The organism is uncultured Sphingomonas sp. (genome assembly GCF_934560975.1).
Classification (GTDB): domain Bacteria; phylum Pseudomonadota; class Alphaproteobacteria; order Sphingomonadales; family Sphingomonadaceae; genus Sphingomonas_I.
In genome coordinates this window covers 176,190-196,370 of record NZ_CAKTFO010000003.1, presented here as the reverse complement: position 1 = coordinate 196,370, position 20,181 = coordinate 176,190, and the positions used below count along the sequence as shown (strand labels likewise).

Annotated in this window: 19 protein-coding genes; 16 read left to right on the top strand and 3 right to left on the bottom strand. The window is 67.2% G+C overall.

The genetic code is table 11. The features are described from left to right. The first annotated feature begins 11 nt into the window (after positions 1-11). From Q0D93_RS04040 to Q0D93_RS04010, 7 genes are all read left to right on the top strand, one after another. Complete coding sequence (locus Q0D93_RS04040; protein WP_294391661.1) at positions 12-824, top strand: transglutaminase-like domain-containing protein; 813 nt, start codon at positions 12-14, stop codon at positions 822-824. Further along, positions 821-1,351, top strand: coding sequence for an inorganic diphosphatase (locus Q0D93_RS04035; protein WP_294391660.1), 531 nt, complete (start codon positions 821-823; stop codon positions 1,349-1,351). The genes Q0D93_RS04040 and Q0D93_RS04035 overlap by 4 nt, the downstream gene beginning before the upstream one ends. A 106-nt stretch (positions 1,352-1,457) precedes the next feature. Beyond that, positions 1,458-2,330, top strand: coding sequence for a type 1 glutamine amidotransferase (locus tag Q0D93_RS04030; RefSeq protein ID WP_294391659.1), 873 nt, complete (start codon positions 1,458-1,460; stop codon positions 2,328-2,330). Between the two features lie 61 nt (positions 2,331-2,391). Further along, complete coding sequence (locus tag Q0D93_RS04025; protein WP_294391658.1) at positions 2,392-2,994, top strand: DedA family protein; 603 nt, start codon at positions 2,392-2,394, stop codon at positions 2,992-2,994. 139 nt (positions 2,995-3,133) lie between these two features. Further along, complete coding sequence (locus Q0D93_RS04020) at positions 3,134-3,748, top strand: TetR/AcrR family transcriptional regulator (RefSeq protein ID WP_294391657.1); 615 nt, start codon at positions 3,134-3,136, stop codon at positions 3,746-3,748. 232 nt (positions 3,749-3,980) lie between these two features. Next, a complete protein-coding gene (locus Q0D93_RS04015; RefSeq protein WP_294391656.1) occupies positions 3,981-4,373 on the top strand; it encodes a hypothetical protein in 393 nt (130 codons plus the stop codon). 58 nt (positions 4,374-4,431) lie between these two features. Further along, the gene (locus Q0D93_RS04010; protein WP_294391655.1) at positions 4,432-4,617 is read left to right on the top strand and encodes a hypothetical protein; all 186 of its coding nucleotides are present in this window, start codon (positions 4,432-4,434) and stop codon (positions 4,615-4,617) included. 105 nt (positions 4,618-4,722) lie between these two features. On the opposite strand, the gene Q0D93_RS04005 is transcribed toward Q0D93_RS04010, so the two are convergent. Next, positions 4,723-6,939, bottom strand: a complete 2,217-nt coding sequence (locus Q0D93_RS04005; RefSeq protein WP_294391654.1) for a glycoside hydrolase family 3 C-terminal domain-containing protein — start codon at positions 6,937-6,939, stop codon at positions 4,723-4,725. 126 nt (positions 6,940-7,065) lie between these two features. Between Q0D93_RS04005 and Q0D93_RS04000 the strand changes: the two genes are divergently transcribed. From Q0D93_RS04000 to pth, 3 genes are all read left to right on the top strand, one after another. Further along, entirely contained in the window at positions 7,066-7,929 is an 864-nt protein-coding gene (locus Q0D93_RS04000) for a TraB/GumN family protein (protein ID WP_294391653.1), read from the top strand. 94 nt (positions 7,930-8,023) lie between these two features. Then, entirely contained in the window at positions 8,024-8,644 is a 621-nt protein-coding gene (locus Q0D93_RS03995; RefSeq protein ID WP_294391652.1) for a 50S ribosomal protein L25/general stress protein Ctc, read from the top strand. 113 nt (positions 8,645-8,757) lie between these two features. Further along, entirely contained in the window at positions 8,758-9,327 is a 570-nt protein-coding gene (pth, locus tag Q0D93_RS03990) for an aminoacyl-tRNA hydrolase (RefSeq protein ID WP_294391651.1), read from the top strand. A gap of 4 nt (positions 9,328-9,331) precedes the next feature. Here pth and Q0D93_RS03985 read toward each other — a convergent pair whose 3' ends face one another. Beyond that, positions 9,332-9,499 carry a hypothetical protein gene (locus Q0D93_RS03985; protein WP_294391650.1) on the bottom strand — a complete coding sequence of 56 codons (168 nt, stop codon included), beginning with the start codon at positions 9,497-9,499 and terminating at the stop codon, positions 9,332-9,334. Positions 9,500-9,591: 92 nt separating this feature from the next. Between Q0D93_RS03985 and Q0D93_RS03980 the strand changes: the two genes are divergently transcribed. The 3 genes from Q0D93_RS03980 to Q0D93_RS03970 all read left to right on the top strand — a co-directional run bounded on the left by Q0D93_RS03980 (position 9,592) and on the right by Q0D93_RS03970 (position 12,615). Then, on the top strand, positions 9,592-10,191 hold the full coding sequence (locus Q0D93_RS03980; RefSeq protein ID WP_294391649.1) for a TIGR02466 family protein: 600 nt from the start codon (positions 9,592-9,594) through the stop codon (positions 10,189-10,191). Between the two features lie 74 nt (positions 10,192-10,265). Continuing rightward, the gene (ychF, locus tag Q0D93_RS03975; RefSeq protein ID WP_294391648.1) at positions 10,266-11,363 is read left to right on the top strand and encodes a redox-regulated ATPase YchF; all 1,098 of its coding nucleotides are present in this window, start codon (positions 10,266-10,268) and stop codon (positions 11,361-11,363) included. 46 nt (positions 11,364-11,409) lie between these two features. Next, a complete protein-coding gene (locus tag Q0D93_RS03970; RefSeq protein WP_294391647.1) occupies positions 11,410-12,615 on the top strand; it encodes an ectonucleotide pyrophosphatase/phosphodiesterase in 1,206 nt (401 codons plus the stop codon). A gap of 37 nt (positions 12,616-12,652) precedes the next feature. On the opposite strand, the gene Q0D93_RS03965 is transcribed toward Q0D93_RS03970, so the two are convergent. Beyond that, positions 12,653-14,236 carry a peptide chain release factor 3 gene (locus Q0D93_RS03965; RefSeq protein ID WP_294391646.1) on the bottom strand — a complete coding sequence of 528 codons (1,584 nt, stop codon included), beginning with the start codon at positions 14,234-14,236 and terminating at the stop codon, positions 12,653-12,655. 92 nt (positions 14,237-14,328) lie between these two features. Here Q0D93_RS03965 and Q0D93_RS03960 point away from each other — a divergent pair, with 92 nt between their 5' ends. The 3 genes from Q0D93_RS03960 (at position 14,329) to Q0D93_RS03950 (ending at position 20,176) form a co-directional block, all read left to right on the top strand. Beyond that, entirely contained in the window at positions 14,329-15,294 is a 966-nt protein-coding gene (locus Q0D93_RS03960) for a bile acid:sodium symporter family protein (RefSeq protein WP_294391645.1), read from the top strand. Between the two features lie 19 nt (positions 15,295-15,313). After that, positions 15,314-17,257 (top strand): acetate--CoA ligase, encoded by a 1,944-nt coding sequence (gene acs, locus Q0D93_RS03955; protein ID WP_294391643.1) that lies wholly within the window; start codon positions 15,314-15,316, stop codon positions 17,255-17,257. A gap of 168 nt (positions 17,258-17,425) precedes the next feature. After that, positions 17,426-20,176: a DUF5695 domain-containing protein gene (locus tag Q0D93_RS03950; RefSeq protein WP_294391641.1), complete on the top strand. Its 2,751-nt coding sequence runs from the start codon at positions 17,426-17,428 to the stop codon at positions 20,174-20,176. The last annotated feature ends 5 nt before the right edge of the window (positions 20,177-20,181 follow it).

Here is a 20,181-nt window from a genome sequence, read left to right as displayed (position 1 = left end):
TCTTTCGGATCATGGACGAGGATATCGCGTACCTGGGGCTGCTGGAGGATGAGGCTATCATGCTCGACACCGCCGCCCTGGAGATTGCGGCGCTGGATCATCCGGGCGTCGCACTCGACCAATATGCCGACCTCCTCACCCGGCTGACCGAGCAGCTGGTCCGCCAGGGCGGACAGGCCGGCGCGGCGTCCGAGCAGGCCGACGTGCTGGCGGACGTGGTCGGCGGCGAGTTCGGCTTCACGGGCGACCGGTCGACCTATGACGATCCCGACAATGCCGACCTGATCCGGGTGATTGACCGGCGGCGCGGGCTGCCGGTCAGCCTGGCAATCCTCTACGTGGCGGCGGCGCGGCGCCTGAGTTGGAGCGCGGACGTGCTGAATACGCCCGGCCATGTACTGGTGCGGATCAACGGACCGGCCGAATTCGTGTTGATCGACCCGTTCGAGCGGGGCAGGCCCGTGGACGCGGGCGATCTGGCCGCCTTGCTGGGCCGCATCGTCGGGCCCGGCACCGTGCCCACGGCCGAGCATGTCGCGGCGATGCCGAGCCGGGCGGTGCTGGTCCGCCTGCTGATGAACCAGGCCACGCGGGCGGAGTTCGGCGGCAATACCAACCGAGCCCTGACGCTGTATCGTCGCATGACCCTGATCGCGCCTTCCTTCAGCCATCCCTGGTGGGAGAAGGCACGTCTGGAATTGCAGCGCGACGATCCGGCGGCGGCGCGGGCGAGTCTCAGCGCGATGCTGGAGGTGACCCGCGATCCCGGCATGCGCGGCCATATCTTCGGCGCGCTCGACGCCATTTCCAGTGCGAGTTCATGACAGACCTGACCAGCATCGACCCGCGCCTGAACGTGGACGACGGCATCTGCCGCGTGGTGGTCGAAACGCCGATGGGCAGCCGTTCCAAATATACTTACGAGCCGGAGTTGCGGGCGCTGGAGCTGTCCGGGCTGCTGCCCGCCGGCATGAGCTTCCCGCTCGATTTCGGGTTCGTGCCGCGCACCCTGGCGGAGGATGGCGACCCGCTCGACATCCTTGTGATCGGCGACGAGCCGAGCGCGCCCGGCTGCGTGGTGCAGGTCAAGCTGCTCGGCGTGATCGAGGCGGAGCAGAGCGAGGAGGGTCGCACCGTCCGCAACGACCGGCTGATCGCCCGCACCGCGCTGTCGATCAATTATCGCGATGCCGACGATATTGCCGATCTCGGGTCCAGCTTCGTCGACCATCTCGGGCGCTTCTTCGTCAACTACAACGCGCTCAAGGGCCGGCGCTTCCGCGTTCTGGGAACGGGAGGGCCGCAACGGGCCTGCGAACTGATCGCGGCGGCGACAAGGCCGCCCGACTAGGTTTCACCACGGCGGGTCCATGCGCACGGCGCATCCCATTGCCCGGACGATGCCTCGGCAACACGGCGTCGCCCTGCCCCTCTCCGTTGCTTGTGTCAGAGTGTGCGTGCTTACCAGACCCCTCCAATTCCTGATCGCGGAATGCGAACCCCCCGCCGCCCGGGACAAACGCCGCCACAGCGTCGGCCGGAGTTCGGGCGAAACATATGAAGCGCTGCTCGCCCATGTAGCGCCGGGCGCGGAATGCGTTCGGATCACGCCGACGGACCATGCGCGCGAACATCCTCCATCGGCGGAGCTGGCCGGGTATGACGGCGTCTTCCTGACCGGCTCGCCGCTTCACCTGTATGAGGACAAACCGGAATGCCGCCGGGTCGTGGAGATGATGCGGGCCGTGTTCGAGTCCGGCACCCCCGCCTTCGGCTCCTGCGCGGGCTTGCAGGTGGCGACGGTAGCCGCCGGGGGCAGCGTGCGGTCGATGCAGGACCGGCGCGAAGCCGGCTTCGCACGCCGCATCTTTCCGACGGAGGCGGGTCGGCGGCATCCGCTGCTGGCCGGGCGGCCGCTCGCCTTCGATGCCCCGGCCATCCACACCGACGAGGTAGAGGCATTGCCGCCCGGTGCGACCCTGCTCGCGTCCAACCGCCTGACGGAGGTGCAGGCGGCGGAGATACGATATGGAGCGGGCATCTTCTGGGGCGTCCAATACCATCCCGAGATCAGCCTGTATGAGGTGGCGGCGGCGCTGCGGCGGCAATCCGACGATCTGGTCGAGCATAAGCTGGCGGAGGATGCGGATGCGGTCGAAGGGCAGGCCGCCCTGGTGGAAGCGTTGCACGACGCGCCCGGGCGCCGCGACTTGAAATGGCGCCTGGGACTGGACGATCAGGTCACGGATGCGGAGCTGCGATCGGTCGAGATCCGCAACTTCATCGATCGGCTGGTGCGCCCGACCCGATCGCAACGCGGACGCGGTTAGACCGTGTGGCGGCTGGTGCGTTGTGTCGGTCAACCGCCATCGGACAGGATCGGCCCGACGCATGACCGACTGGATCAGCACCTTCATCGAAACGGCCGGCCTGGCCGGCATCGCCGCGCTCATGTTCCTGGAGAACCTGTTCCCGCCTATTCCCTCGGAGGTCATCATGCCGATGGCGGGATTGGTGTCGGCGGAGGGCAAGCTCGCTTTGCCGGGGGTGATTGCGGCGGGGCTGACGGGAACGCTCATGGGTGCGACCTTGTGGTATGGCGTCGCCCGCTGGGCCAGCGAGGCGCGCCTGAAACGCTGGGTCGCACGCCATGGCCGCTGGATCACCATGAACCCGGCCGAGATCGACCGGCTGGAAGACTGGTTCCGGCGTCATGGTCATGGGGCGGTGCCGCTTGCCCGTCTCGTGCCCGGGCTGCGCACGCTGATTTCCATCCCGGCCGGGCTGTTCGGGGTCGCGTTCGGCCGCTTCCTGCTGCTGTCGGCACTCGGCGCGGGGGCATGGGTCGGCATCTTGGCGACCGCCGGCTATTATCTCGGTCGTAGCTTCGACGGCATCGACCGCATTCTGGAGGTAGCGGGCACGGTTGTGCTGATCGCGGCTTTTCTGTTGTATCTCTATAGGCTTGCGACCTTCCGCTCCGATTGCGCCTGAGCTGGCTGCCGGGACGCGAGCCGTGCGGCTCCTGGGCCGCGCGCGCGCCAGCGGCGTCGTTCGCCCGGCCCGGCCGATCGCAGCAGTTCCAAGAGGTTACACTGGACCCTCGCCAGAAATGCCCTATATACCGTCTGGTATGGAAGTGCGTTCCCTTTGTTGCGGCCAGAAAGGCCGTCCGCGCGAATTCGATGTGGATCAGGCGCTGGGTCAGGCCCTGCGCGTGTTCTGGCAACGCGGCTATGACGGCGCGTCGATGACGGAGCTGACGGCGGCGATGGGCATCACCAAGCCCAGCCTGTACGCGGCGTTCGGCAACAAGGAAGCGCTCTTCCGCAAGGCGCTCGACCTGTATGAGAACGAGAAGATGGCGTTCATGGACGCTGCCCTGGCGGAGCCCACGTCGCGGCAAGTGGCGGAACGGCTGTTGAGGGGCGTGCTGGCGATGCAAACCAGCAGCTGCGATCCAAAGGGTTGCCTGGGGGTGATGAGTTCGGTTGCGGGCAGCCAGGAAGCGGACTCGATCCGGCAATGGGTGATCGAGCGCCAGCAGAGTTCGCGCGCGGCGCTGATCGTTCGGCTGGAACGCGCCAAGGAAGAAGGCGACCTGCCGACCGACATCGACCCCGACGCGCTTGCCCGCTACATGACAGCGGTGGTTCAGGGATTGACCTTGCAGGCCCGCGCCGGCGCCTCCGCAGGGGAACTGGAGAGCCTGGTCGACATGGCGATGCGCACCTGGCCGGGGCGCTGAACCGGTTAATTACCGCACGGTACAGAAAAGCGTTGACGCTGCAAACCTCCTGAATATATACCGCCCGGTATCGAAGCGGACCGATGGTTCGTCCAGCGGGTGTCAAGCATGTCAGGGCGATCAAGGCTGCGCGGATAGCGCGCCGTCATGATCCACGGGTGCACCCCTTGGGCGAAAGGCGCAACTGCGTCGCGTACCGACGGTGATCGCTGCGAAGCAAGAAAGGGAAATCATGGCCTATCTCGACCACGCATCCGCCTTTGCAGCCGGATCGGCCCAGCCGGTGGCCGCTGATTGGGCCCTGGCGCCCAGCGAGGCTTCGGGTTTTTCCGCGTTGGAATGGAGTGTTATTGCGCTTGCGCGTCGCGATCGGCTGTCCAGCCTGACCGCGCCGGGCGCGATCTCCCGCGCATTCGGCAGCCTGTTCGGGCTCGGCCGCCAGTCAATGCTGGCCGATCCGCAACTGGAAGCACTTCGCCGGGTGGCGGTCCATGCCTGGCACAAGGGCTACACCCTGCCCGTGTCGGAGATTAAGCGGTTCCTGGCGTCCGGTTTCAACAGCGCCCAGCTGGATACCCTGCTGGCCAGCATCTCCGGCCAGCGGGCCGCGCGCGCCCGCCACTAACTCAGTTTGTAGCGGCACTGACACAAGCCGGCAAAGCGGTTAGCTTATGACGATCAACATGACAGACATGATAGAACGCGATTATCTGGAACGCCGGGCCGAGGACGAGCTGGATTGCGCCCAGCGCGCTTCGCCCCCTGCAGCCGTGAAGGCGCATTACGACCTGCTCGGCCGCTATCTCGACCAGCTCTATCCCGCGCGAACGCAGACGCCCGCCGGCGGCCTGGATCCGGCGCGCTCCTGATCCCGTAACCGCCCTGCCCCCGCTCCTGCGCAAGCAGCGGCGCACCATCCGATTGCGTCCGGGTTGCTGCGCCCCTGCTTCCGCAGGAGCGCAGCCCCGTTCCGCTTACTTCTTGCGACCGCGCCCGGCCGACAGGTAGCGCGCCGGCACCTTTACCGTGACGCTCTGCCCCGGATCCATCGCATCCTTGGCCAGGATCACCCGATAGCTGCCGCCGGCGACGCGGAAGGCGTGCTTCTGCTGGTCCCAGGTCGACAGCAGGCGCGGATCGATCGTGACGCTGACCGTTTCCGATCCGCCGGGTGCCAGCGACACTTTCTGGAACGCGCCCAGCCGCTTCGGTGCTTCCCACCCCCCGGCCACCGGCGCCACGTAGACCTGCGCCACATGCTTGCCCGCGCGTTGGCCGCTGTTGCGGACGCGGAAGGTGGCGGAAATGACGCCCCTGCTCTGCCGGGCGGTCAGCTGGTCCTGCACGAAGCTGGTGTAGCTCAGGCCGTGGCCGAACGGAAACAGCGGCGCCTTGTTGGTCTTCTCGAACCATTTGTAGCCGACCGCCGCACCCTCGGTATAGCTGACGTCGAACACCTGCTTTTCGGGCAGGCCCTTGCCGGCAATGGTGGCGCGGGGATAATCCTCCGCGGCGCGGCCGAAGGTGGCGGGCAGCTTGCCCGACGGGTTCACCGCACCCGACAGGACGCGGGCGATCGCCTGGCCGCCGCGCGTGCCGGGATACCACGCCTCGACGATGCCGCTCACCCGGTCGGCCCACGGCATCAGCACCGGTCCGCCCGTTTCCAGCACGACGATGGTGCGGGGATTGGCGCGGGCCACGGCCTCCACCACGGCGTCCTGATTGTCGGGCAGCGCCATGGGGAAATCCAGGCTCTCGGCCGTCCACTGCGTGACGAACACGATCGCCACGTCGGCCGTCTTGGCCAAAGCCGCCGCAGCGGCGGGGCTGGTGCCCGGATCGAACAGCACCCTGGCGCCGGGCCGCTCGGCCGCCAGCGCGGCGCTAGGCGAGGATTTGCCGTAGACGATCGGGCCAGGCCAGCTCTTCGGCCCCTCGCCCTTCACGGCCGTGCCGCCGCGCGGATAGACCTGCGCCGATCCGCCGCCGGTCAGCACGCCGGCATCGGCATGGCCGCCGACGATGGCGATGGTGCGTGCGGTCTGCGCCAGCGGCAGGATGTTGCCGTCATTCTTCAGCAGCACGATGCCCTCTTCGGCATCGGCCTGCGCCACGCGCTCGTTCGCCGCGAAGTCGATCCAGCTGATCTTCACCGGATTGTCGACCGCGCCCACGCGGATCAGCGCGCTGGCGATCCGCCGCGCCTTGTCGTCCAGCACCGCCGCCGGCACCTGGCCCGACTGGACGGCCGCCTTCAATTTCTCGCGCCAGACATAGCTGTCCTGCTTGGCCACGCCCGTTTCCTGGTCCAGCCCACCCAGAGCGTCGCGCACCGCGTCATGCTGCGCGCCCCAGTCGGACATGACAAAGCCGTCATAGCCCCAGTCACCCTTCAGCACGGTGTTGTTCAGCCAGCCATTCTGGCAGGCATGGACCCCGTTAACGAGGTTGTAGCTGCACATCACCGAACCCGGGTTGCCCTGTTCGATCGCGATCTGGAAAGCGAGCAGGTCGGACATGCGCGCGGCCGGCTCGTCGATCAGGACGTTGACCGTGTTGCGCCCGGTTTCCTGATCGTTGAGCGCATAATGCTTGATCGTCGATACGATCATGTTCGACTGGATGCCGCGGATGAAGGAGCCCACCATCATGCCGGCCAGCAGCGGATCCTCCCCGCCATATTCGAAGTTACGCCCGTTGCCCGGCTCGCGCAGCAGGTTCACGCCGCCGGCCAGCATCTCGTTGAAGCCGGAATTACGCGCCTCCGAGCCGATCATCGCGCCGGCCTGCTGCGCCAGTTGCGGGTTCCAGGTAGAGGCCGTGAGGATACCAGCCGGCAAGGCGGTGCGCTCAAGATCGGCCGGTGCCACGCCTTGCGTGGCCACGCCGCTGCCGGCGTCGGTCTGCCACTGCGGGGTGAAGCCCAGGCGGGGCACGCCGGGGACGAAGCCGGCGGACTGACGGCGCGCTTCCGGGAAGCGGAACAGGTTCCAGTCGTTCTGCACCCCGAAATAACCGGTCACCAACACCAGCTTCTCGTCGAGCGTCATCGCCTTGACCAGCAGGTTGGCGCGGGCATCGGCCGACAGCTTGCGGTTCTTCCATGCCTGCGGATCGGTGGGCGCCGCGGCCGTCGGCGCGGTGATCGCGACCAGCGCCACGGCCGACAGCAATGCCAGATACTTCATGTTCTTGTCCTCTCCATGGCGGTGGCACCACCAACGCCGTCCATCGCCTCATCGCGCAAAGCGGCCGCTTCGCCAAGCGTTCGTAAACGCTCGACTCGATCGCGGCGGGAGGGATAGAGCCGCGCCATGCTTCGCCGCCTGCTGCTCGCACTCGCCTTTCTGTCCGCCACGCCGGCCTTCGCCCGCCCAGCCTTGTGGAAGCTGGCGGATGCGGACACGACCATCTGGCTGTTCGGCACTATCCACGTCCTGCCGGAAGGCCATCGCTGGCGCGATCCGGCCCTCGATCGCGCTGTCTCCGGGTCGGAGACGCTGCTGCTGGAGGCGGTGCTGGACCAGAACCCGGCGGAGGTCGGCCGCCTGTTGATGACGATGGGCCGCGACGAACGCCTGCCCAAGCTGGTCGATCGCGTTCCCGCCGCCAAGCGGGCCCGGCTGGGCGCCTTGGTCAAGGCCAGCGGCTTCCAACCGGACATGCTTGACGGCATGAAGAGCTGGGCCGCCGCCTTCGTCCTGACCGGCGCGGCGCTCCGCGACATGGGCGACGAGGTCAGCGCCGGCGCGGGCATCGAACCCCAGCTTACCCGCCAGTTCCGCGGTGCCGGCAAGCCGGTGCAGGGCCTGGAAACCGCGGCGCAGCAGCTCGGCTACTTCGACGCCCTGCCCGATGCCGCGCAGCGCGCGTTCCTGGTGGCGACGCTGGACGATCCCGCCAAGACGCGCACCGACTTCCGCGACCTGGTCGCCGCGTGGACCAGCGGTGACGCCAAGGCGATCGAGCGCGCCTTTTCCGACGATCCGGAGTTCACGCCCGCCTTGCGCGACTTGCTGATCCGCCGCCGTGACCAGGCGTGGGCCGATGCGCTGGCGAAGCGGCTGCAACAGCCGGGCACGGTGTTCATGGCGGTGGGCGCGGGGCACCTGGTCGGCCCGGACTCGGTCCAGCACATGCTTGCGGCCCGAGGCCTGAAGGCCGTCCGCGTGCAATAGTTGCCGGGGGGTGCGCTTTCCGCTATGCGCGCCGCTCCCGCCGGACATCCCTGGAGGCGGCGGGCATCAACTCAAGCGAACTGGAGACAGATTTATGAGCGACACGCTCACCCTGTCGGCTGAGACGCGCGATCGGGCAGGCAAGGGAGCCTCCCGTGCACTGCGTCGCGAAGGCCGCGTCCCCGCCGTCGTTTACGGCAACAAGCAGGAAGCCCTCTCGATCACGCTGGAGGAAAAGGCGCTGATGAAGGCGCTGAACACCGGCCACTTCATGAACTCGGTCATCATGATCGAGGGCGTGGGCGAAGCCGTGCGCACCCTGCCGAAGGACGTTCAGTTCCATCCGGTTTCCGACCGTCCGCTCCACGTCGACTTCCTGCGCATCGGCGAGCACACCTCCGTGCATGTCGACGTGCCGGTCGTGTTCACCGATGAAGAGCTGTCGCCCGGCCTGAAGCGTGGCGGCGTGCTGAACGTCGTCGTGCACAATCTGGGCCTGGTCGTGGACGCGGCCGAGATCCCGAGCGAGATCACCATCTCGCTGAATGGCCTCGAAGTCGGCACCAGCATCCACCTCAGCCAGGTCACCCTGCCCGCCGGCGCCCGCGCCGCGGACGAGGAAGACGTGACCATCGCCACCATCGTCGCACCCTCCGCGCTCAAGTCGAGCGAAGGCGGGGCCGAGGCGGCAGAGGGCGAGACCCCGGCGGCCTAAGGGCATCGTCTCCCTTGCGCAGGCGGCGCATGATCTTTCCGGCAGGCGGGCAACCGCTTGCCGGAGACATGCAGCGACCACAGCGCAAGGGCGACAGCGATTGACGATCATCCATGCTTATCTGGGTCGGCCTGGGCAATCCGGGCGCGCAATATGCGCTGAACCGCCACAATGTCGGCTTCATGGCGGTCGATGCGATCGCGGAAGTGCACCGCTTCGACCCATGGAAGAAGCAGTTCCAGGGCTGGGCCAGCACCGGGCGGATCGGCACCACCCGCATCCTGCTGCTGAAGCCCGCCACCTTCATGAACGAGAGCGGCCGCTCCGTCGGCGAGGCCTTGCGCTTCTACAAGGCGGATCCGGGCGCGCTGACCGCCTTCCACGACGAACTCGACCTCGAACCCTTCCGGGTGAAGGTGAAGACCGGCGGCGGAGCGGCCGGGCATAACGGACTCCGGTCGATCGATCAGCATCTGGGCCAAGCCTATCGCCGCATCCGGCTGGGCATCGGCCATCCCGGCCATAAAGACCGGGTGACCGGCCATGTCCTCGGCAATTATGCCAGGGCCGAGATGGACGACCTGTCCGACATGCTGGGCGCGGTCGCGGCCGAAGCGCCGCTGCTGGCGACAGGCGACGACGTGCGCTTCATGAACGAAGTGGCCCTGCGGCTGAAGGATTGAGCGGTCAGCCGCCGCCAATCCCCTGGATGATCGTACCGGAGCCTTCGCATTCCGGGCAGGCTCCACCCTCGATCTGTCCCGTACCGTTGCATCGCGGGCAAATATTCTCCCCTGTTCCCGGGGTGCCGGGCGCGGCTTCGTCGCCAGGCGCCATGGCATCGTCGCTGGTCATCTCGGCCTCCTCGCTTGCCGTCACCACAAAACCCCCGGTGCGGCGCGAAGGTCCATCTGGCGCGGTGCGCGCGGCCGTCCTAAGCGCCGGGCATGACCACACGCAGCCTGTTCGCCACCCGCTTCTACGAAGGCCAGCTCGGCAATGCCGCCTTGCTGGAGGAATTGGAGCATAGCTGCCGCACGCTGGCGGAGGATGATCGCGCGGGCCAGCAATGGTCCAAGGCGCACGGCTATCGCGGTTACACCTCCTATGCCTCGCTGGACGACCTGCCGCGACGCGATCCGGTGATGGGTGATCTGGTCAAGACGCTGAACCGCCACGTTGCGGCTTTCGCCAAGGAGTGCGGCTTCGATCTCGCCCGCCCGCTGAAGCTCGACAATCTGTGGGTCAACGTCATGAAGCGCGCCGGCACCCATTCCGGCCACATCCACCCGCATAGCGTCGTGTCCGGCACGCTCTATGTCGCGGTGCCGCCGGGATCGGGCGCGCTGAAACTGGAGGATCCGCGCCTGCCGATGCTGATGGCCGCGCCGGGCCGCCTGCCCGACGCCGCGCCCGACCTCCAGCCCTTCATCTACGCCGAGCCGCAGGAGGGGTCGATCTTCCTGTGGGAGAGTTGGTTGCGGCACGAGGTGATGGCTAGCGATGCCAAGGATGCACGGATCAGCATCAGCTTCAACTATCGCTAAGGCAGTCGCACAAGGCTGGCCTTGACGCCTCACACCCTCTATGGCGCCCGCATTCTCAGCAATCCGGACGAACCATGGGCTTCAAGTGCGGCATCGTCGGCCTGCCGAACGTCGGCAAGTCGACCCTCTTCAACGCGTTGACCGAAACGGCGGCGGCGCAGGCGGCGAATTATCCCTTCTGCACGATCGAGCCCAACGTGGGCCAGGTCGCCGTGCCCGACCCGCGTCTGGACGAGCTGGCCGAGATTGCCGGCTCCGCCAAGAAGATCGAGACGCAGCTATCCTTCGTGGACATTGCCGGCCTGGTGCGCGGCGCGTCCAAAGGCGAAGGCCTGGGCAACCAGTTCCTCGCCAACATTCGCGAGACAGACGCGATCATCCACGTGCTGCGCTGCTTCGAGGGCGAGGTGACGCACGTCGAGGGCAAGGTCGACCCGATCGCCGATGCCGATACGGTCGAGACCGAGCTGATGCTGGCCGACCTGGAAAGCCTGGAGAAGCGCGTTCCCAACCTCGTCAAGAAGGCGGCGCAGGGCGACAAGGAAGCCAAGGCGGCCGCCTCCGTGCTCGGCGAGGCGCTCGACCTGCTGCGCGACGGCAAGCCCGCGCGCCTGACTCAGCCCAAGGATGAGGATGAGCGGCGCCAGTTCGACCAGGCGCAGCTGATCACCGCCAAGCCCGTGCTCTACGTCTGCAACGTTGACGAGGGCGCGGCGGCCGATGGCAATGCCCTGTCCGCCAAGGTGTTCGACAAGGCGGCGAGCGAGGGCGCCAAGGCCGTGGTCGTGTCCGCCGCGATCGAGGCGGAGATCGTCACGCTGGCGGCCGATGACCGGGCCGAGTTCCTGTCCGACCTGGGCCTGGAGGAAACCGGCCTCGCCCGCGTGATCCGCGCTGGATACGACCTGCTCCACCTGCTGACCTTCTTCACCGTGGGCCCCAAGGAGGCACGCGCCTGGACCGTGGAGAAGGGCTCCCGCGCGCCACAGGCGGCGGGCGCGATCCATTCGGATTTCGAGCGCGGCTTCATCCGGGCCGAGACGATCGCGTTCGAGGATTATTCCGCCTGCAAGGGCGAAGCCGGCGCGCGGGAAGCGGGCAAGCTTCGCTCCGAAGGCAAGGATTATGTCGTCCACGACGGCGACGTGATGCTGTTCCGCTTCAACGTCTGACCGCGACCGTCGCCTTATCGTCACATCCAGGGAGCAGCGGCAGGCCATGCGCTGGCTGATTCTGTCGCTGCTCGCTTTGCTCTCCGCCTGTGCGGCACCCCGGCCGCACGTCGCCGTGCTGGCCGGCCCGCCGCCGCTCACGATCCTGGTATCGATCGACGGCTTCCGGCCCGATTACCTGCACAAGGGCCTGACCCCGACCCTCGATCGGCTGGCGGATACGGGCGTGTCGGCGGCGATGCGTCCGTCCTTCCCCACCAAGACCTTCCCCAACCATTATGCGCTGGTCACCGGCTTGCGTCCCGACCGCAACGGCATCGTCGGCAACAAGATGGAGGATCCCGCACGGCCGGGTGAGCTGTTCACCATGGCCACGAAGGATGCCTATTGGTGGCAGCAGAGCGAGCCCATCTGGATCACGGCAGAACGCGCCGGCATTCCCACCGCCACCCTGTTCTGGCCGGGGTCGGAGGTGGCGCTGGGCAACGTCCGGCCGCATGACTGGCTGCCCTATGACAAGGCCGAGCCGGGCCGCATGCGGGTCGATCAACTGCTCGCATGGTTGCGTCGCCCGCTTGCCGCGCGACCGGGCTTCGCCACGCTCTACTTCGACGTGGTGGACGAAAACACGCACCATCATGGCATCGGCAGCGCGGAGGGCATCGCCGCCATCCGGGAGGTGGACGGCAACGTCGGTTACCTCACGGCCGAGCTGGCGCGGAGCGGCATTGCCGCCAATCTGGTGATCGTGTCCGACCATGGCATGGCCCCCTCCGGTCCCGACCGCGTGGTGATGCTCGACACGCTGGCGAACCCGGCCGACTATCGCGTGATCGAGGACGGGGCGAATGTCTCGCTCTATCCGCGGCCAGGCCATGAGGCGGCGTTGGAGCGTGCTCTGGTCGGCCGGCACGATCATGTGACATGCTGGAAACACGACGCGCTGCCCGCGCGGTTCCACTTCGGACACAACCCGCGGGTCGCGGCGATCTTCTGCCTGCCCGACGAAGGCTGGCTGGTGTTCGCGACCATGCCCAAGGCGGTGGACGTGGGCAGCCATGGCTATGACAATGCGCTGCGATCGATGCGGGCCACCTTCATCGCCAACGGACCCGCGTTCAAGCAGGGCAAGCGGCTGCCGCTGTTCGACAATGTCGATGTCTATCCGCTGCTGCGCGACCTGATCGGGCTGCCCGTCGCGGAGGATGTGGACGGCACGGATGCACCGTTCCGGAAGGTGCTCAACCGCTGAACCCCCGCCTCCAGTCTGCGAAGGCGAGGGTTCGGGATCAGCGGCGCTCCTTGGTGGCGTGGAAACGGATGGCGGGGAAGCGTCCCAGCACGTAATTCAGCTCCCACGCATCCTTGGCCATGAAGACGGGTTCGCCATCGCGATCCTCCGCCATGGCGGCGCGATGCTGGCCGATGAAGCCGTCGAGCGTCTTGGCATCGTCCGCGCTGATCCAGCGGGCCGTGTCCCACGGCGACGCCTCGAATCCCGCATCCACCTTATATTCGGCCTGCAGACGGCTGATCAGCACGTCCAGCTGCAGCTGTCCCACCACGCCCACAATCCAGTTGGAGCCGATCTGCGGATGGAACACCTGCATCACCCCTTCCTCCGCCATGTCGTTGAGGGCGTTGCGGAGCTGTTTGGTCTTGGTCGGATCCGCCAGCCGCACGCGGCGCAGGATTTCCGGGGCGAAGTTCGGGATGCCGGTGAAGCGTATCTCCTCCCCCTCGGTCAGCGTGTCGCCCACGCGTAGCGTGCCATGGTTGGGGATGCCGATGATATCGCCCGGGAAGGCCTCCTCCGCCAGTTCGCGGTCGCGCGCCAGGAACAGCAGGGGCGAGTGGACGGCGATGGTCTTGCCGGTGCCGACCTGCGCCAGCTTCATGCCGCGCCGGAACCTGCCCGCGCACAGCCGCATGAAAGCGACGCGGTCGCGATGCTGCGGATTCATGTTCGCCTGCACCTTGAACACGAAGCCGGCGACCTGGGCCTCCTCGGGCTCGATCGTGCGCGGCTCTGCCGGTTGCGGACGCGGGCTCGGCGCGAAGGACTCGAGCGCGTTGATCAGCTGCTCGACCCCGAAATCCTTCAGCGCCGAACCGAAATAGACCGGCGTCAGGTCGCCTGCCCGATAAGCGGCGACGTCCATGTCGGCATAGCCTGCCTGCGCCAGCTCCGCCTCCTCGCGCAGCAGCGACACGGCACCGGCCGACAGCAGGCCGTCCAGATCGGGATCGTCCAGTCCACCGACCGGAACGCTGTCGCCCTCGAACGCACCGGTCGCATCCTGCGCCGGGCGATGGAGGACGTTCTTGGCGAGGTCGTAAATGCCCTCGAACGTGCCGCCCATGCCGACCGGCCAGCTCATCGGGCAGACGTCAAGCGCCAGCGCGTCCGCCACCTCGTCCAGGATCTCGTAGGGCGCGCGGCCCTCGCGATCGACCTTGTTGACGAAGGTGATGATCGGCACGTTGCGCAGGCGGCACACCTCGAACAGCTTGCGGGTCTGCGCCTCGATGCCGCGCGCCGCGTCGATCACCATCACCGCCGAATCGACGGCGGTGATGGTGCGATAGGTGTCCTCCGAAAAGTCCTCGTGGCCCGGCGTGTCGAGCAGGTTGAAGACGATGCCGTCCCGCTCGAACGTCATCACGGACGAGGTGACGGAGATACCGCGCTGCTGCTCGATCTTCATCCAGTCCGACCGCGCGCGCCGCGCCTGCCCGCGCGCGCGCACCTCACCCGCCGTATGGATGGCGCCGCCGAACAGCAGCAGCTTCTCGGTCAGCGTGGTCTTGCCGGCGTCCGGGTGGGAGATGATCGCGAAGGTACGGCGCGGGGGTATTTCGGGTGATGCCATGATGGCTCAGGCGCCTAGCAGGCGACGGGCCGCCCGTCATCCGCGGCATAAGGCATTGCTTTCCGGCGCGCATGATCGTCAAAGCTCGTCGCATGTTGCGTCGTCTAATCCCGGACCCGTTCCTGCTGTTCCTGATCGGTGCCGTGCTGCTGGCCACCTTCCTGCCGGCGCAGGGGGCATTTGCCGTGCTGGTCGGCTGGCTCTCCACCGCAACCATCGTGCTGCTGTTCTTCTTCCACGGCGCGAAGCTGGCGCGCGACCAGGTGCTGGCGGGGTTGACCCACTGGCGGCTCCACATCGCTATTCTCGCCAGCACATTCGTGATGTTTCCGCTGATTGGGCTGGCCGCGTCCCATGCCGCGCCGAGCCTGATGCCCCAGCCCTTGTGGATCGGCGTGCTGTTCCTGTGCGCGCTGCCGTCCACCGTGCAATCCTCCATCGCCTTCGTGTCCATGGCGCGGGGAAACGTGCCGGCGGCGATCGCGAGTGCGTCGGCCAGCCAGATGCTGGGCATCGTCGCGACGCCGTTCCTGATGGGGCTGCTCGCCAACACCCATGGCGGCACGGGCGGGCTGACGGGCATCGGCAAGGTGGCGGCGCAGATCTTCATCCCGTTCGTGGCCGGGCACCTGTTGCGGCCCGTGATCGGCGGCTGGGTCGACCGGCACCGCCAGCTGGTGGGCCTGACCGACCGGTCGACCATCCTGATCGCGGTCTACGGCGCCTTTTCCGCCGCCGTGATCGAGGGATTGTGGCGGCAATTGCCCCTGTCCAGCCTGGCCGTGCTGTTCGCGGTGGATGCGATATTGCTCGCCTTTGGGCTGGGCGCGACATGGGCTCTCGGCCGCCTGTTCGGTTTCAGCCGCGAGGATCGGATCACCATCCTGTTCTGCGGCACCAAGAAGAGCCTGGTGCAGGGCGTACCTATGGCAAAGGTATTGTTTCCGGGCCCACAAGGCGGCGTGATCCTGTTGCCGATCATGCTATTCCACCAGATGCAGTTGATGGCGGGTGCGTTTATCGCGAAGGCCTATGCGAAGCGAAGCGAGGCGGATTGATCCGCCCGAGAGGAGCAGGATGAGCGACGAGACGATCTATCCGGTGCCGGCACAGCTGGCGGCCCATGCCCGGATCGACAGCGGGCGATATCAGGAGATGTATGCCCGCTCGCTTGCCGACCCGACCGGCTTCTGGCTCGACCAGGCCAAGCGGCTGGACTGGGCAAGCTTTCCCACCAAGGCGGACGAAAGCAGGTTCGACCGTGAGGATTTCGGCGTCCGCTGGTTCGCCGACGGGACGCTCAACGTCGCCGCCAACTGCCTCGACCGCCATCTGGCCGAACGGGGCGACCAGACCGCCATCATCTGGGAGCCCGATCAGCCCGACGAAGCGCCGAAGCATATCAGCTATCGCGAACTCCATGCCGCCGTGTGCCGCTTCGCCAACGTGCTGAAGGCCAATGGCGTCACCAAGGGGGACCGGGTCACCCTCTACATGCCGATGATCCCCGAAGCGGCGGTGGCGCTGCTGGCATGTGCGCGGATCGGCGCGATCCATTCGGTCGTGTTCGGCGGCTTCTCGCCCGAGGCGCTGGCAGGGCGGATCGAGGATTGCGGCTCGACCGTGGTCATCACCGCCGATGCCGGGCGGCGCGGCGGCAAGACCATCCCGCTGAAGGCCAATGTGGATGCGGCGGCGGCGCATTGCCGGATCGAGCGGACGATCGTTGTTCGCGCGACCGGGTCCGATGTCGCAATGCAGGACGGCCGCGACCTGTGGTGGGACGCGGCGATGGCGGATGCGTCGGCCGACTGCCCGGCCGAGCCGATGAACGCCGAGGACCCGCTGTTCATCCTCTATACCAGCGGATCGACCGGCAAGCCCAAGGGCGTGATGCACACGTCGGGCGGCTATCTGCTGTGGGCCAGCCTGACTCACGAGGCGGTGTTCGACTACCGCCCCGGCCAGACCTATTGGTGTGCCGCCGATATCGGCTGGGTCACCGGGCACAGCTATATCATCTATGGACCGCTGGCGAACGGAGCCACGACCCTGATGTTTGAAGGCGTGCCGAACTGGCCCGATGCCAGCCGCATCTGGCAGGTGGTCGATCGCCACAAGGTGGAGATCCTCTACACCGCGCCGACAGCGCTGCGTGCGCTGATGAAGGACGGCAACGCGCCCGTCGCGCGCACCAGCCGCGCCTCGCTCCGCATCCTGGGCACGGTCGGGGAGCCGATCAATCCCGAGGCGTGGCGCTGGTATCATGACGTAGCAGGCGAAGGCCGCTGCCCGGTGGTGGACACCTGGTGGCAGACCGAAACGGGCGGCCACATGATCACCCCCCTGCCCGGCGCCACCCCGCTGAAGCCCGGATCGGCAGCCAAGCCCTTCTTCGGCGTCGAGCCCCGCCTGCTGGACAATGAGGGGCAGGTGCTGGAAGGGGCGGCGGCCGGCAATCTGGTGATCGCGCGATCCTGGCCGGGCTTGATGCGCGGCGTATGGGGCGACGCGGATCGCTTCTTCCAGACCTATTTCTCGCACTTCCCGGGCGTCTACACGACCGGCGACGGCGCGCGGCGAGACGCGGACGGCTATTGGTGGATCACCGGCCGGGTGGACGACGTCATCAACGTGTCCGGCCATCGCCTCGGCACGGCGGAGGTCGAAAGCGCGCTGGTGCTGCACGCCAGGGTAGCGGAAGCGGCGGTGGTCGGCATGCCGCACGAGATCAAGGGCCAGGGCATCTACGCCTATGTCACGCTGAATGCGGGCGAGGAACCGAGCGACGCGCTGCGCAAGGAATTGACCCAATGGGTGCGGATGGAGATCGGGCCGATCGCCACCCCCGACGCGCTGCAATTCGCGCCGGGTCTGCCCAAGACCCGCTCGGGCAAGATCATGCGCCGGATACTGCGCAAGGTCGCGGAAGGCGACGTTTCCAATTTGGGAGACACCTCCACGCTCGCCGACCCGAATGTTGTCGATGATCTGATCCGCAACCGGATCAGCCACAACTGAGGCGCTGTTGACCGGTATATCGTATAATATCGTTGTTGGGGTGCGTGCGTCCGGTTAGAGCCTGATCGAGGGACGGCGGGCGCATGCGGGTCTGCACCATGTGGACCTCCATCTTCATGGTGCGCCGCACGGCCGGCTGCTCCTCACATCCTCTTGCGTGAGAGCCCCATGCCGCCTGTCCGCCTGTTGGCCACTTTGCTGCTGCTTGCCGGAACCAGCCTGTCCGGGGCGGAACCGGCCTCGCGGACGCAGCCGCAGGCGGCGCCGACATACGCGCCGATCGCGACCACGGACCATATGGCCGGGGCGTTCAGGCTCTCCTTGCGGGCCGACACGCAGACCTTGGCCCGGCTGTCACCGGCTGACGAGGCAGGGTTCAGCTTTGTCCCGACATGGAAGGAGGCGGAGCGCGCCGGCAACGGTTACAACCATGTCGGTGACCTGAACCTTCGCCTGCGGATGCCCGGCGGAGCATGGCGGGACTTCGCCTCTGCCCATGCGCGCAGGCCGATCCGGCCGCTACCCGGCGGCGGCAAGACCATCGCGGCGGCCGACATCACAGCCACCCTGGGCGATGGCCTGCCGTTGCGGGTGGAGCGGCGCTGGGTCGATGACCATGGCGCGGTGGCATTGCGCTTCCGCCTGACCAACGGCTCGGCGCAACCGGTCGAGATCGGTGGGCTCGGCATGCCGATGGTGTTCGACAATATCCTGACCGGCCGCAGCCTGGAACAGGCCCATGCCGAGAGCAGCTTCACCGACCCCTATATCGGCCGCGATGCCGGCTACCTTCAGGTCACCCGCCTGAACGGCGGGGGCCCAGTCTTGCTCGTCCTGCCGCGGAAGGGCACGCCGCTGGAGGCGTACAAGCCGCTCAAGAACCCGGAGCAGGACAAGGATCGGGGCATCTTCACCGACCGCAGCCCGCGCGGCCAGACGTCCGAAGGGTTTTACGAGTGGACGGTACGTTCCGCCGCTTATGCCGCGCGCGAGTGGAAGGATGTGGGCGAGCAGTGGAATGCGCCCACGTCCGTCACCATCGCCCCCGGCAAGACGATGGAGATCGGCGTGCGGCTGACCCTGGCCCCCTCGATCCGCGCGATCGAGACGACTCTGGTCGCCAACCGGCGGCCGGTCGCGGTCGGCATACCCGGCTATGTCGTACCGACCGACCAGCAGGCCACCCTGTTCGTGCACGCGCCGAGCGGGCTTCGTTCGATCGAGAGCCATCCGGCGGGCGCGCTCACCGTGGCGCGGGCCGGGACGGTGAACGGCTGGACGCGGCTGACGGTGCGCAGCCATGGCTTCGGGCCCGCGCGCCTGACCTTGGGCTATGCCGATGGCGCGCGGCAGACGGTCAGCTACTACATGACGAAGCCGTTGGACCGAACCATGGCCGATCTCGGCCATTTCGCCACCACCCGCCAATGGTATGAGGGCAAGGGCGATCCCTTCGGCCGATCCCCCGCCATTCTCACCTTTGACAGGCAAGCCGACCGCATCGTCGATGTGGAGCCGCGCGTCTGGATCGCGGGCATGAGCGACGAGGGCGGCGGCGGCAGCTGGGTCGCCGCTACCATGAAGCAGCTCGACAATCCCGCTCCGGCCGAGGTCGCGCGGATCGAACGGCTGGTGACCGAAACCGTCGTCCGCCGGCTGCAGGTGCCGGACGGCCCGCAGGCCGGCGCGGTCCGCAAGAGCCTGTTCTACTATGATCCGGCCAGGTTTCCGAACGCCTATGCCGCCTTTCCGGCTGACAGATGGGCATCGTGGACCGCCTGGAGCGCGAAGGCGGCGGGCGATCCCGGACGCGCCTACAACTATCCCCATGTCGCGATCGGGCATTGGGTGCTGTATCGCACGGCGCGCAACCATCCGGGGCTGGTCACGCGCCACGACTGGCGCTGGTATCTCGACCGTGCCTTTATGACCGTCACGGCGATGATGCGCGACGCGCCTTATTATGCCGACTTCGGTCTGATGGAGGGCGACGTGTTCGTCGACATCCTGAAGGACCTGCAGCGCGAGGGTCTGACCGCCGAAGCGACCGAGATGGAACGGCTGATGCGCAAGCGCGCCGACCATTGGCGGACGCTCCAGTTTCCGTTCGGGTCGGAAATGCCGTGGGATTCGACCGGCCAGCCCGAAGTCTATGCGTGGATGCGCCATTTCGGCTTCGGACTGCAGGCGGACCTCACGCGGGAGGTGATCCTGGGCTATGATCCCGCCATTCCGAGTTGGGGTTATAACGGCAATGCCCGCCGCTATTGGGATTTCCTGTATGGCGGCAAATATGCGCGGGTGGAGCGGCAGATCCACCATTACGGCTCCACCCTGAACGCCGTTCCGTTGTTCGACGCCTATCGCCGCAATCCGGCGGACCTGCACCTGTTGCGTGTCGCCTACGGCGGGATGATGGGCGGGATCACCAACATCGATCAGCAGGGCTTTTCGTCCGCCGCCTTCCATGCCTGGCCCGACATGATGCGGTGGGACCCGTATAGCGGCGACTATGGCATGGGCTTCTACGGCCATGCCCTGACCGCCGGATCCTATCTGGTGAAGGATCCGACGTTTGGCTGGCTGGGCTTCGGCGCGGACATATCGCTTGCCGGCGGCACCGTCATCCTCATACCCAGGGACGGCGCACGGTCGCGCCTGTTCGTCGCCCCTGCCGGACAGTGGATCACGCTGGAGGCGGGCAAGATCGCACGCGCCAGCTACACCCCCGCGACCGGCCGCATCGCGCTCACCTTTGACCCGGCCGACGCGCATACCCCCGCCGCGCGACTCTTCGTGGAAGCAACCACGCCCGACGCGCGCCCGCTGGCAATCGCAGGCGCGCGGCAGGAGCGCGGCGGCTACACACTGCTCTTGCCCCGCACTCCCCGCACCATCCTGCTCCAGCCGCTATCATAGGCAGG